Source organism: Virgibacillus sp. LDC1 (genome assembly GCF_025792345.1).
GTDB classification, from domain to species: Bacteria; Bacillota; Bacilli; order Paenibacillales; family Paenibacillaceae; genus Paenibacillus_AQ; species Paenibacillus_AQ lautus.
Window position 1 is genome coordinate 52,581 of record NZ_JAOXLZ010000006.1, and the last position, 13,950, is coordinate 66,530.

Consider the following 13,950-nt stretch of genomic DNA (forward strand, 5'->3'; position numbering starts at 1 on the left):
TTAACGAAATACGAGGCTTCTTTAACAAAGTTCGGAGATCAGGCAGATACCTGCCGCTGGCTGTAAGTTAAGGGCATTTCTTAAGATATCAAGTATAAACCTCGAAGCTTGGGCCTTCCTGATATCGCAAGAAAAACTACCTCTAACCGCGGTCTCTCTTCTGAGAAAGTACGTCGACAGTCGTTTTCTTATGGAGATTCCCCGAATAATGCTGCAATCATTCGATAATCTCGTCCTAATTCCGAACAATCGTACACACTGATGTGCGATTGTTCGTTTTTGTATTTGACTTTAAAAATGGGGACTGTTACACTGGTATTGCTGCTTTAGTGCAGTGGGGTTGAATTTTAATCATCATGTAGAGGTTATTTCATCAGTGTTTCGCGAAATATTAAGGGTGTAACAGCCCGGGCGGAGGAATGAATATGTCAACGGTAGTCGTTGTGGGAACACAATGGGGAGATGAAGGGAAAGGGAAAATCACGGATTATTTGGCGGAAAGCGCAGACGTGGTAGCCCGTTACCAAGGCGGCAACAATGCCGGCCACACCATTCTGATTGACGGTAAAAAATTCAAGCTTAGCTTGATTCCATCCGGAGTATTCTATAAAGATAAAACCTGTGTGATCGGAAACGGTATGGTCGTTAACCCGGCTGCACTTATTGAAGAGATTAATTATATTCATGATAACGGGTTCAGCACGGATAATCTGGTAATCAGTGATCGTGCTCATGTTATCATGCCTTATCATATGGTATTGGATGCTCTGGAAGAGGACCGTAAAGGTCCGAACAAAATCGGTACGACCCGCAAGGGAATCGGCCCTTGCTACATGGATAAAGCGGCACGTAACGGCATCCGGATCGCAGATCTGATGGATGCGGAAGAGTTCGAACTGAAGCTTCGCCATATGGTGAAGGAGAAGAACCAAGTGATTACCCAGGTATATGGCGGGGAAGCGCTCGATGTTGAAGAGATTCTGACGCAATACCTGGAGTATGCCGAAATTATTCGTAAATATGTGCGTGATACTTCCGTCGTCCTGAACGATGCGATCGATGAGAATCAAAAAGTATTATTTGAAGGTGCGCAGGGCGTCATGCTGGACATCGACCAAGGTACGTATCCGTTCGTAACCTCCTCGAATCCTTCTGCCGGCGGTGTATGTATCGGTTCCGGTGTAGGACCATCGAAGATTCAGCAGGTGATCGGGGTGGCTAAATCCTACACGACGCGTGTAGGGGATGGACCTTTCCCGACGGAGCTGGACAATGAAATCGGTGAGTACATTCGTGAAAAAGGACATGAATACGGCACGGTAACCGGACGTGCTCGCCGCGTAGGCTGGTTCGATAGCGTAGTTGTACGCCATGCCCGCCGCGTGAGCGGAATTACCGGCTTGTCCCTGAACTCGCTGGATGTGCTGAGCGGTCTTGAGACCGTTAAGATCTGTACCGCATATAAATTCCGCGGTGAGGAGATTACGCACTACCCGGCCAGCTTGAAAATGCTTGCTGAGTGCGAAGCAATCTATGAAGAGCTGCCAGGCTGGAACGAAGACATTACCGGAGCAAAAACGCTGGAGGATCTGCCGGAGAACACCCGTCGCTATGTCGAGCGCGTGTCCGAGCTGACCGGCATTCCGATTGCCATCTTCTCTGTTGGCCGCAACCGGGAGCAGACGAATCAAGTGCTTCCGATTTACGAGAAATAATCAGGGTTGGACCATGAATAGAAAGACTAGAAGTTCAACGTTTAGATAAGTCTATAAACCTGCCGATGATATTATCGGCGGGTTTTTCTTTTTGGTAAAGAAAAAGAAAGTGGAGACCAGAGCGTATCATGAGATAACAGTGACACCCTAAAGGTGGAAGAATTTGTCCCTTCATTTGAAGGATATTATCCCTTAGTCGAATGTCCATCCACCCTATAATGGAGAGAGACATAGAGGACAGCACGCTGAACATTTGGAATTGGGGCTAAAGGCAGCGGGTATATGCAGTCAGATCAACGTAGGGGGGACAGAAGCCATACGAATCCCATGAGGCGTATGGCCTTCTTGAGAGCTGGAGAGGTACACGATCCAGCATAATAAAAACCGGATTCATCTACTAGGTTGCTAGGATGAATCCGGTTTTTTCATTCTATAGCAGAGTGGGAGATCGCTGTTCGGATAACTTGCCATCCTCGATATAAATGATCCGATCACATAAATCGAGCATGCGCTTGTCATGCGTGACCATGACGGCGGCTTTCTGGCGCAGCTTGACCTCATCGGCGAGCATTTGAACTACGGTTCGGCCGCGCTCCGAATCCAGACTTGCGGTTGGCTCGTCTGCCAGAATGAGCTCCGGATTGTTCATCCATGCCCGGGCAATGGCAACACGCTGCCGTTCGCCGCCTGATAAGCTCTCAGGGTAATGAAACCTGCGGTGCGATAAGCCCAGCCGATGAAGCAGATCATCCGCCCGCTGCTGCGGCTCCTGGCCGTGCTGTCCTGCCAGTTTGGCAATCAAGAGGAGCTGATCGCGGACAGCCAGATAAGGAATCAGATTGGAGGATTGAAAGACAAATCCGATATGGTTCAGCCGCAGCGCATTCAATTTTTTGGCGGATAGCCTTGTAACCTCCTGATCACCCATCCATATTCTTCCGCGGGTAGGGGATAGAAGTGCCCCTGCAATGGAGAGAAAGGTGCTTTTGCCCGAACCGGAAGGTCCGACCACCGCGACGAATTCCCCACCCTTGATATCCAGCGAAATGTTGTCCAGTACTTTAACGGAGGTGTCCCCGTCACCGAATTCTTTGCTCACCTGATCCATCAACAGCTTGGATGATGTCATTATGCAGCCCTCCCGATAGCTTCGATTGCATCGATCTTGATGACCCGATATAGCGACAATAGCGATCCCATCAGGGAAACCGCCAGGAACAGCAAGGAACAGAGCAGAACGACCGAAGGCGTTAACGAAAAGGGCACGATGCCGGACAACAGGAGCGAAACCCCGTAAGTCAGGCCGATGCTGATCGCAAGACTGACGATGGTAAGGGTCAGGACCTGAAAGATCAGACTCCTCACCAGATAGCCGGTCCCCGCACCGATGGCTTTCAGGACGCCGAACTGATTCATTTTCTGAATCGTCATGACGTAGAAGAACACGGCCAGCACGAAGGCTGCGATCACAAACAGGAACACAATCATCATGATAAGTGAACCCTGCTCCTCCTGAAAACCGGGAATTCCCTGCAGGGCTTCCTCTTTCGTGATAATCTCAATGCCGGATACGTCCCGGGCCAAGGCCTCCTTCTGTTCCGGAGTTCCTTTCCAAGCGATGGCATTATAGATAGGCACTAGCTTTGCCGGGTTTGGTTGAAGCGTCTTCCATCCCTCAAAGTTCATGTGAATGACCGGGGCATGACTGAAGGATTGTCCCTCCGTAAAGGTCGCAATCGTAAACGTGGCGCCTGTAGCCTGATCCACGATCCGGTCGCCCAGCCGGTACCCGTCCTCTTTCAAGGAGCGGTCGGCCATCACAAGGCCGGCATCCGTATTGCTAATCATGGTGCCTTCAACGACTCGGGGTGCCAGCATGCTCTCCACATCAATGGCAAAAAAGGCCGCATCGAATTTGGCCGCGGAGCCTTCCTTGGTCAAGGTGTTCATGCGTATGCCGAGCGGAGTGGCCGGGTTTCCACCCGGGCGGCTCTGCACTTCGTTCCAGATCTCGCCGGTTAGTACGGAACGATTGATCCGATGATCGGATCCCTCCTGAAGCACCAGGTAGTCGGCTTTCATATTTTGTATGGAAGAGGCGTTATCGGAGGAGAGCCCCTGGGCCAATCCCGTGACGAACAGAACAAGCCAGGCAATCAGAACCATAATGAAGCCAATCAGCAGATAGCGCAGCTTCGCATGCTGAAGTTCACGCAGTGCAAGAAACATGTTTCCCATCTCCATTCCTAATCATTAAGCAGCACATCCCGCGGTTTTTAATCTCTGCGGGATATGCCCCAAGTATAGGAATGGATTATGAACAGAGCATGAACTTGAGATTAGGCTGCATTATACGTGAGGGAGGATCACGGTGAAGGTGGTTCCCTTTCCAGGCTGACTCGTGACTTCAATACGTCCGCCATGCAGTTCGACAATTTTCTGGGTAATGGATAAACCCAATCCGCTGCTGCCCTCGGAGCGGTCGCGAGCCTCATCCACGCGGTAGAACCGGTTGAAGATGTGGGGCAGGTGCTCTGGCGGAATACCAATGCCCGTATCGGAGATCTCGATGCGGCATTGTGTGTTGTGTTTGATCACACGCAGGGAGATGGCGCCTTCAGGTGCGGTGAATTTAATGCTGTTGGTGATGAGGTTCGTCCATACCTGATGCAGGAGCTGTTGATCGCCATAGACATAGGTCGGCGGCAGCGACATATCGATGGTCAAATCTTTGCTGCGCCAGCTCCATTCGGTGTGGAACAGTACCTGCTTGATTTGCTCGGCCACGTCGAAGGTGGATTTATCGAGAATATTTTCTTCCTTATCCAGGGACGCCAGCATAAGCAGCTGTTTGCTGAGCTGGGACATCCGGCGACTTTCCGCCTCAATGATCGATAAGTAATGCTGCTGTTGTTCCTCGGACAAGCGCTTGGTTTGCAGCGTTTGCGAGAAGCCCTGAATGGAGGCCAGCGGCGACTGGATTTCATGCGAGACATTGGATACAAACTCCTGACGCATCTGCTCCAACTGCGCTAGTCCTTTGGCCATCTGGGAAAAATGGTCCGCAAGCTGCCCCAGCTCGTCACGCCGGGTAACGTTCAGCTTAATGTCATATTGGCCCTGCGCCACGCTCTGGGTGGCCTCGGTTAACATCACGATCGGTTTCACGATATAGCGCGTAATAATGCCGACAAGCAGGATGCTCAGCAGGATGGCAATGACCATGATGATGGAGAAGAAGATACGCATCTCCCCGAACTGGACGGTAATATCGGGCCTGATGAAGAGTGCGTGAGGGCTGCCTTCTACCTGTATGGGGATGCCGATGGAGTTGCTTAGGACATTGTCGAAAAAGCCGGTGATGAACAGCTCCGACGGAAACTCCGCGATGCCATGGTACACCTTCCCGTTCAGCACCTGCCGCACCGTTTCGGGCGAAAGGTCCTGTTCACGGAACATGCCGCCATAGAACCACTCCTTGCCTTGATCGTTCACCAAATAGAATTGATAACCGAGCTGTCCGATGTGATGGAGATAATCATGGATGTCCGTCTCCGGGTGGCTGTCATAAAAGTCCCCGATATCCTTGGCCATGGTGGTGACCTTCTGATCGTTAAAGGGCTTGAGATTGTACTGGTAGTAAAGATTAGACAGCACAAAAGCAATCAAGCTGCTGATCACCATGATGGCGATGGTGGTGAGGACGATGCGCGAATAGAGGGTTTTCACTGCGGCGCCGCCTCCAATTTATACCCTACGCCCCGGATGGTCCGTATCCGGAAATCGCCGCTTCGGTCCGCGAAGCGTTCCCGGAGTCGTTTGATATGGACGTCAACGGTCCGGTCATCTCCGTCAAAATCCGTTCCCCAGATGAGCTGAATCAGCTCCTCGCGCGAGAACGTCCGGTCCGGATAGCTCGCAAGCTGGGAGAGCAGCTCAAACTCCTTCATCGGCAGCATCAGTACCTTTCCGTGTCCTTGAACCTCGTAGCTTTTGCGGTCGATGGTTGTTTCGTTCAGACGGATTTTGTCTGCGCTGACCATTTGATACCGCCGCAGCAGGGCTTTGATTCGAAACAGCAGCTCCCTTGGTTCAAATGGTTTGGTTAAGTAGTCATCCGTGCCAACGGCATATCCCTTTTCCTTATCCACGAGCTGATCCTTGGCCGTCAGCAGAATGACGGGAACATCATAATAACGCCGGATTTCGTCGCAGAGCTGATAACCGTCCTTGTTCGGCATCATAACATCCACGACTGCCAGATGAACCTGTTCCTCTGCCAAGCGAGCAGAAGCTTCTTCCCCATCAGCAGCCGTAAACACCGTGTACCCTTCGGTTTGAAGATGATATTGCAGAAGTTCCCGGATATGCGCGTCGTCATCCGCGATTAATATATGAATCATTGCTAGATTGACCTCCTTCATGTGCAGTTCCGATTGACTATATATGTATCATAAATTCCCGTGTGCGGTCGATTGTACTCTCTATAGCACGGGAGTAGTGTGGCCTAAAACCAACCGAATCATGAAATATATCAGATGGAAGTAGAAAAAAAGAGGGAAAAGGGATTGAAGCGATTTCGAACCGTCAATACTGGAAAAAGAAAGAAATTATTGTCATGTCATTTCACCATGCATGAGATAGGAGGAAATTCGTATGAAGTGGACGAAATGGCTGCTGAAAATCAGCCTGACCGCCATCCTGGTGAGCACGCTCACGATTGTGACAACAGGCATCGTGGTCAATGCCTATATTCAATCGGTGTTGTCCAGTTTTAACATTCAGCTGGAGACGGAGCCGATGGGGGTTGGAGGTATTGTGAAGTCGATGTTCGGTATGGGCTCTGGTCCAAAGTCGGATATCGACAGCGTGAACGCCGCAAAGGATAACAACCAAGCAGAAGATAAGGATGCTGCGTCCGATGAACCGGCAACGGGAGCCGGCTCGGATCGTAATGGAGGGGCACAAGAGGACAACGAGGCGAAATCGAACCCGGCGGGAACGACGGATGAGTCACCAGCAGATGAAGAGGCGCCGGATAATTCCTTGCCAGTGATGGGCACGAACACGACAGAGTTGCCTGACGAGTCCTCCCTGGAAGATCAAGAGATTGTCATGACACCAGGGGAAATTGTCGATCGGAAGGACAGCTTGCCAACACAGGAGAAGGAAGAGATTTTTACCATGCTGATGAATAAGCTGCCCCAATCGGAAATGCAGAAGATCTCCGAGGCGATGGAGGACGGACTGACCGCAGCGGAACTTGCAGACATCGAGCAGGGCATATCCAAATATTTGAATGCAGAGGAATTCGATAAACTGATCACCATGCTCAAAGAATAACGGTATAACGGCGTTCAGGCCTGTTCTGTCACTGTTTTGTCACTGTCTTGCTAAGGTTATATATTAGGGAAAATGAGGAAACCCGCGCTGGGCGCGGGTTTTTCGCTGTTTTCGTAAACTTGAAATGATTGTTAAGGCTATGTTAAAGTATACGAAGATCGAAAAGGTTAAAATTTTGATACCTTTTGACAGGTTGTGTCATATTCAATGCTAAGTCAGCAAGTTCAAATGAACAGATTCTTACATATGAACAAGGCTTAAAGGAGAGAGACATGAAAGGTTCTAAGGGGAAACGGTGGATGGATAGCATCTTGCGTAAGCAAGCAGCCGACCATTCTGCCCACAACAACAACTCGAATCGTGAGCCCTCGGAGCCGTCGAATCCACAAAAACGGGGATGGACTTCGCCGCGCAGGTGGATTTGGATTTCGGCAGGGGCATTGCTCATAGCAGGATCAATATATACGGGCGGAAAAGCGTATGTAAACGCAAATACGATTCCGTTCTATCATGTGTATGTAGATGGAAAAGCGATTGGCACCATTCAAGATGATGCCCAGCTTGATCAGCTGCTTAAAGAGAAGCAGAAGGAATATCAAAAAGAGTACCCAGATGTACTTATGGTGCTCAATACCGACGGCATTACAACTAAAGCTGACCGTTCCTATAAACCGGAGGTGAACAGCGAGGAAACACTCCATAAGCTGGATAACCTGCTGAAGGCATATGCCCGCGGCGTGGAGCTGAAGGTGAACGGCAAGACGGTGGCGATCGTGAAAGATCAGCAGACGGCCAAGGCTGCCGTCGAAGCAGCCAAGCTGAAGTTCGCTCCGGCGGCTGCCCAGAAGGAGAAGACGCAGAGGGTCGCTTTCACGAAGACGTCGGCATCGAGCAAGAAGAGCGGTGACGGAAGCGGGCTCCAGTCCGTGGACATTAAAGAGAACATCTCGCTGGCCAACACGAAGGCTGACCCGAACAAGGTGCTGGACGTGGAGGAAGCGGTGAAGGTGCTTACGGGCACGAAGGACAAGCCGGTGGTGTACACGGTGAAAGAGGGGGATACGATCTCTTCCATCGCACAGCATTTCGGTATGAAGTCGGCTGACGTTATGGCGCTGAATCCCGGGCTGGAGGAGAAATACGTTCAGATCGGGGCCGAGCTGCAAGTAACGAAGCCGGAAGCGCCGCTGACGGTAAGAACGGTGGAGACGGTGTCGGAGAAGCAGCCAAGCAAGCCGGAAACGATTGTCCGCAAGAGCAGCGAGCTTCCGCTTGGGAAACGAAAGGTCGTTCGTCCCGGACGGGATGGCGTCAAAACCGTAGATTATATCGTAACCAAAGAGAACGGGCAGGTTATCTCCAAGCAATGGACGGGCCAACAGGTGGTTCAGGAATCGCTGCCGGAAGTGGTGTACAAAGGCACCAAGGTAACGCCAAAGAAAAAAGCAGTAACGGTGACCCAGAAATCCGGCGGCAGCATGTTCGCATGGCCGGTCAGCGGCGCGCGGATTACGAGCCCCTACGGTCATCGCTGGGGAAGAAGCCATGAGGGCGTCGATCTGGTTGGCGGCAGCACGATTATGGCAGCCGCCTCGGGAAGAGTGGTCTTTGCCGGTCAGCAGAGCGGTTACGGCAACGTCGTCATTGTCGATCATGGCAATGGATATCGCACTCTGTATGGGCATATGCGCAAGATTTCCGTGAGCAACGGACAATCGGTTGGACAAGGCTCCAAGCTGGGCGTCATGGGGAATACGGGCCGTTCTACTGGAACTCACCTCCATTTCGAAGTGCAAAAAAATGGAGTTGCCCAAAATCCGATGAATTATCTGTAGTTCTGTGTTATACTAGGTAAACCAATGCGACATAAGCCATTATTGGTTCATATATCATAATAGTGAAGATGGCCGCTCCTTAACGGGGGCGGCCATCTTTGCGTCTTGCAGGCGGTGTTTGGGGATGTGGGACAGAACGGGAAATATCTTTCCAGCCGCTGTTGTCTGCCCTTTGTCTGAATTGAATTTTATGAGGGGACAAAGGACTCCCAAAGGCGTCTTCCAAGATATTTTCCCTTATCTGTCGAATCCATCCCCGTACATTCCGGCTAAGCTGCGAAGCGGGTGGCCGCCCCCTGAATCGGGGCGGTCGTAGGGAGGCGGTGTGGGCGGGGCAGAACGGGAAAGTGTCTGCAGTGGGGGCGCAAGTGGTGTCCCTCGATAAGAATTATTCTCTTTTGTAGGCGTAGACTAGGAGATTAACCAACGATAGTATCACCACTGCAATAAACATCATAAAGGAAACAGCGTCGCCGCTGGTTCCTAATTCATCTGCAAGGTAACCTATTTGATAGGTCAGATGAGCGGATACTGCCAAACTAATAAGGGTAATTATTGCGATTGTAAAGCCATTGATTATTTTATGGCGATTCCGAAAAATCATGATGAACAATGAGATTATCAGAATGAGGATAAACAGAATATATATGGGTCTAAAATGAGTAACTATATTTGTACTTTCCATCCATATAACTCCTTCCTATATTTATAGATTGAGCTCTCATTCTTAACTTAAATAAAACGGATGAAACTCCCTTAAAGGATGATTCCATCATAATCCAGAAAAGTTATGAATTTCAACTATCGAGACGGTTTTACAAGAGCACGATCTTCATCATTTTAATCCGCGCACTCATAAAGCGAAAGGAGTCCTCTTCTCTTACGCCTGATCTGTTATTCATTCAAGATTATCATTAAAGTAGCCGCCCCCTGAATCGGGTCAGCTGTTAGGAGCTCTGGGTGTGTAGCGGCGGCAGGTGTGGTAAAATGGGAAGAAGACCGTTTAAGTGTGAGTTCAAAAAGTCAAACTTTCAGCACCGAGAAGGTTGGATGAAGCTAGGGATTGAGGAGCGAAGCGTACGTTTTGGGTACGTGAGCACCGGAAAGCCCGGCTGAATTCAAGATTCGATGTCGAGTGGCTACCGGTGCTACTTCGTGATCAAAGAGGGACTTTTTGAACATCCTCTTTAAGTGAAGGTATGAGGTGAACAGGACGATGCAGGGAACCATTCTGGTGGTGGATGACGAACAACCCATCGCCGATATTTTAAAGTTTAACTTGGAAAAAGAGGGCTATGAGGTCATCTGCGCTTTTGATGGCATTAGCGCGGTAGAGATTGCACTCACGAAGCGGCCGGATTTAATGCTGCTTGATTTGATGCTGCCCGGAAAAGACGGAATGGATGTGTGCCGCGAGGTACGTGCCGCGAACCTGCAGATCCCGATCATCATGCTGACGGCAAAGGACGGGGAGATCGACAAGGTGCTGGGACTTGAGCTTGGTGCGGATGATTACGTGACGAAGCCGTTCAGCACCAGAGAAATACTGGCACGCGTGAAGGCGCATCTGCGCCGTCAGCAAAAGCCGGACAACTCAGCGGATAACACAGGCGGCACAAGTGCAGGCGGACAAGGCCTGCGGCTGTTTGAGCTGTTTATTGATACCGATATGTACATGGTATACAAAAGCGGGGAAGCGCTCGACCTGACGCACCGCGAATATGAATTGGTGTATTATTTGGCCCGTAATGCCGGCAAAGTGATGACTCGTGAACATTTGCTGCAGGCGGTATGGGGGTTTGAATACTTTGGCGATGTGCGGACCGTGGATGTTACCATTCGCCGACTTCGTGAGAAGATTGAAGAGAATCCGAGCAAGCCGGAATATATCCTGACTCGGCGCGGTCTGGGCTACCTGATGCGCAGCGCTAAAAACGGAGGCCTGTAATGAAGTGGCTGTCCTTCTTCCGCACCATTCAGGCGAAGGTCATCATCATCTATGTCCTTCTCATTCTGATCGCGATGCAGCTGATCGGGGTGTATTTTGTGAGTGCGATGAAGAACTCGCTGACCAGCAATTTCACGAAGGACTTGCAGGAGCGAGCCGAGCTGATGTCGGTTCTGGCGGCCAAGACCCTTGGCGGCGAGAATGATACGGAGGAGGACCCGATTGAGAGCCTGCGCGTCATGGTGAACAATCTGTTCAATCTGAACGGAGCCGAGATTCAGGTGCTGGATTCCACGGGGCGGGTTCTCACGACTTCGCTGCCCTCCCATGCGGACTACGTGAACACCAAGAATACACAGACGGTTGTCAGCCGGGCCTTGCAGGGAATACAGGATAATGAAGAATACATTATTGATGATGATAATATCCGCAAAAAAGTGGTGGCCAAGCCCGTCATGTATAACGAGAAAATCGTTGGTGCCATCTACATTGTAGCCAGCATGAGCGAGCTGTACAGCACGATGCAGCGGATCAACAATATTTTTATATCGGGCATTCTGCTCGCACTCGGCTTGACTGCGGTGCTCGGCGTCATTCTGTCGCATACGATCACTCATCCGATCAAGGAGCTGACCAAGCATGCCCGGGCCGTCGCGGACGGCCGGTTTACCGAGAAAACGCCGGTGTTCGGGAGCGATGAGATCGGCCAGCTCAGCCAGGCGTTCAACTATATGACCAGCCGTCTGCGCGAAGCCCTTTCGCAGAACGAAGAAGAGAAAGAGAAGCTTGCTTCGATTCTGACCAATATGAGCGACGGCGTCATCGCAACCGATGAAGCAGGACGTGTCATCCTGATGAATCGGCGCGCCAGTGAGATGCTGGGCGTGGAGGGGGAAGAGCTGGCAGGACACGATATCGTGTCCCTGCTGGGGCTTGAGGAGTCCGAATCGGAGGCGCTGGCGCGCAGTGAAGGCCATGACTCCAAGCTGCTGGAAATAGTCCCGCGGGAGGACGGCGATCCGTTCATGATGCGTGTGACCTTTACTCCGATTCACCGGCGGGAGATTGGCATCACCGGTACGATTGCGGTGCTGCAAGACGTTACGGAGCAGGAGAAGCTGGAAGCATCCCGGCGGGAGTTCGTGGCGAATGTATCTCATGAGCTGCGCACGCCGCTGACAACCATCAAGAGTTATACCGAGGCGCTGGAGGATGGGGCGCTGGAGGATAAACAGATGGGGCCGCGATTTGTCGGTGTCATCCAGAATGAGACCGGCCGGATGATCCGGCTGGTAACGGACCTGCTGCATCTGTCACGGCTTGATTCCAAGGAGGCTGCGCTGCATAAGGAGCCGACGGACATTGTGGAGATGCTGGAGGACGTAGAGGACCGATTCTCTTTCCAAATGAAGCAAAAGCATATCCGCACCATTATTGAGGTGAAACCGGGCGTATCGACAGCTATGCTGGACCGGGATGGCATTGATCAGGTTCTCGATAACCTGATCTCCAACGCCCTTAAATATACGCCAGACGGAGGCACTATCACCATGGATGCAAGCATAACCGAGGAAGGCATGCTGTCCTTATCGGTAAAGGATACCGGGATCGGCATTCCGAAGAAGGACCTGGACCGGATCTTCGAGCGCTTCTACCGGGTAGATAAGGCCCGGACGCGCAATTTGGGCGGAACGGGCCTCGGTCTATCCATTGCCCGGGAAATTGTCAGGGCACATGGAGGTTTTATCACGCTTCAATCCGAGCTGGAGAAAGGCACCACGGTGACCTTCACCTTGCCCCTGGACAATGAGGGGAGGGCGTTAACGTGAAGGAGCGATTGAAGACCGTTCTGCTGGTCGTGTTGGTCGTTGGCAGTTTGCTGCAGAGCTACGTTTTGATTTTCCGTTTTCCGGGCAGTGATTCGGTTGTGCAATCCAAGGACGCCTATATCCGAACCGAGGAAATGGGGCCGGAGGAAAAGCCCGAAAATCTGCTTTTTCCCGACAAGATGATCATTCATCAAGGCGAAGACAAACATACGGTGTTCTATCCGAACGATACGTTCTACAATCTTGTGTATAATCGGCTTAAAGGACGGACCTTTGATAATTTCCAGCGGCGGATGGTCAACAACATCGACTGGGCCAAGGTTCGCTCCGAGAATCGGGGCATTGAGCTGAGCTTTGATTCCGGCATTCCGGTTACCCTGCTCCAGAGAGTGATGCAGATCGTCCCGGACACCCTGTTTGAAGGGGAAAGCATCAATAAAATATGGCTGTACAGCGTGGAAGGCGAAGCGAAGATCCATGTCATGTTTTTCAGTACGGAGGGCGATGTCGTCTATGAAGCCGCGCAGGCTGATTTGACCGTACAGGACGTGGATCAACTGGTGGACTTCGGGCTGAGCTGGACGCCGTATAAGATGGTGGATGGCCGGTATTATACCCCGGAGAAGGAACTGAATATGGTCAGCATTGAACTGCCGATTGGCGAATATACGGTAGAGCAAATGCAGAGAAGCCTGTTCTTTGACCCTAGCATCACCCGCAACATCCGGGAAAAAGACGGCTCCGAGATTTATACGGACAGTAAGCGGAGCCTGCAGGTGGACCAGGGGCAGAAATGGATCAGTTACACCGATCCGGCTGCGCCGCCATCCGGTGAGAGCAGCCCCGGCAAGGATGTGCTGTCCGCCATCGATTTCGTGAATCAGCACGGGGGCTGGAATGGCACGTATAGGCTGGCTAAGGCGAGTGAATCCGAGGATCGGACGCTGGTAAAATTCCAGCAGTACTATGGCGGATTCCCGATCCTGAATACGCCAGGCTTCCAGTATGGCGTCATGGAATTGGATCTACAGCAGGGAACGGTAACCTCGTATGAGCGCTCGCTGTTATATCTTGAGTCTGCTGCCTTAAAGAAACAGATGGTGAAGCTGACAGGGGGCGAGGCCTTGGAAGCGAAGCTGAAGCCTTATGTCGAGGAGAAGAACGTGGTTATGGGTCTGGATCCCGCCTATTTACCAGTGCGGACGGGAGAAGGGCTGCTGCTGAAGCCTGTATGGGCCTTAAAGCTCCAGAACGGGGCGGTTATCACACTCGAATAAATG

Annotated in this window: 10 protein-coding genes; 6 read left to right on the forward strand and 4 right to left on the reverse strand. The window is 51.4% G+C overall.

Features of this window, described 5'->3' with window-relative positions; all coding sequences use genetic code 11:
* The first annotated feature begins 425 nt into the window (after positions 1 to 425).
* Positions 426 to 1,715 carry an adenylosuccinate synthase gene (locus OHJ21_RS28190; protein WP_100541315.1) on the forward strand — a complete coding sequence of 430 codons (1,290 nt, stop codon included), beginning with the start codon at positions 426 to 428 and terminating at the stop codon, positions 1,713 to 1,715.
* Positions 1,716 to 2,145: 430 nt separating this feature from the next.
* Here the strand turns inward: OHJ21_RS28190 and OHJ21_RS28195 are convergent, their stop codons facing one another.
* The 4 genes from OHJ21_RS28195 to OHJ21_RS28210 form a co-directional block, all read right to left on the reverse strand.
* A complete protein-coding gene (locus OHJ21_RS28195) occupies positions 2,146 to 2,844 on the reverse strand; it encodes an ABC transporter ATP-binding protein (RefSeq protein ID WP_326111314.1) in 699 nt (232 codons plus the stop codon).
* Positions 2,844 to 3,944: an ABC transporter permease gene (locus OHJ21_RS28200; protein WP_486021741.1), complete on the reverse strand. Its 1,101-nt coding sequence runs from the start codon at positions 3,942 to 3,944 to the stop codon at positions 2,844 to 2,846. The genes OHJ21_RS28195 and OHJ21_RS28200 overlap by 1 nt, the downstream gene beginning before the upstream one ends.
* A gap of 120 nt (positions 3,945 to 4,064) precedes the next feature.
* A complete protein-coding gene (locus tag OHJ21_RS28205) occupies positions 4,065 to 5,444 on the reverse strand; it encodes a sensor histidine kinase (protein WP_486021742.1) in 1,380 nt (459 codons plus the stop codon).
* On the reverse strand, positions 5,441 to 6,118 hold the full coding sequence (locus OHJ21_RS28210; protein WP_100541311.1) for a response regulator transcription factor: 678 nt from the start codon (positions 6,116 to 6,118) through the stop codon (positions 5,441 to 5,443). The genes OHJ21_RS28205 and OHJ21_RS28210 overlap by 4 nt, the downstream gene beginning before the upstream one ends.
* Positions 6,119 to 6,371: 253 nt before the next feature.
* Here OHJ21_RS28210 and OHJ21_RS28215 point away from each other — a divergent pair, with 253 nt between their 5' ends.
* The 5 genes from OHJ21_RS28215 (at position 6,372) to OHJ21_RS28235 (ending at position 13,947) form a co-directional block, all read left to right on the forward strand.
* Positions 6,372 to 7,058 carry a hypothetical protein gene (locus tag OHJ21_RS28215; protein WP_486021744.1) on the forward strand — a complete coding sequence of 229 codons (687 nt, stop codon included), beginning with the start codon at positions 6,372 to 6,374 and terminating at the stop codon, positions 7,056 to 7,058.
* A gap of 272 nt (positions 7,059 to 7,330) precedes the next feature.
* Entirely contained in the window at positions 7,331 to 8,893 is a 1,563-nt protein-coding gene (locus OHJ21_RS28220) for a peptidoglycan DD-metalloendopeptidase family protein (RefSeq protein WP_486021745.1), read from the forward strand.
* A gap of 1,216 nt (positions 8,894 to 10,109) precedes the next feature.
* Positions 10,110 to 10,841: a response regulator YycF gene (gene yycF, locus OHJ21_RS28225; protein WP_071219355.1), complete on the forward strand. Its 732-nt coding sequence runs from the start codon at positions 10,110 to 10,112 to the stop codon at positions 10,839 to 10,841.
* A gap of 74 nt (positions 10,842 to 10,915) precedes the next feature.
* Entirely contained in the window at positions 10,916 to 12,670 is a 1,755-nt protein-coding gene (gene walK, locus OHJ21_RS28230; protein ID WP_486022058.1) for a cell wall metabolism sensor histidine kinase WalK, read from the forward strand.
* Positions 12,667 to 13,947, forward strand: a complete 1,281-nt coding sequence (locus OHJ21_RS28235; protein ID WP_486021747.1) for a YycH family regulatory protein — start codon at positions 12,667 to 12,669, stop codon at positions 13,945 to 13,947. Before walK ends, OHJ21_RS28235 begins: the two co-directional genes overlap by 4 nt.
* Positions 13,948 to 13,950 lie beyond the last annotated feature (3 nt).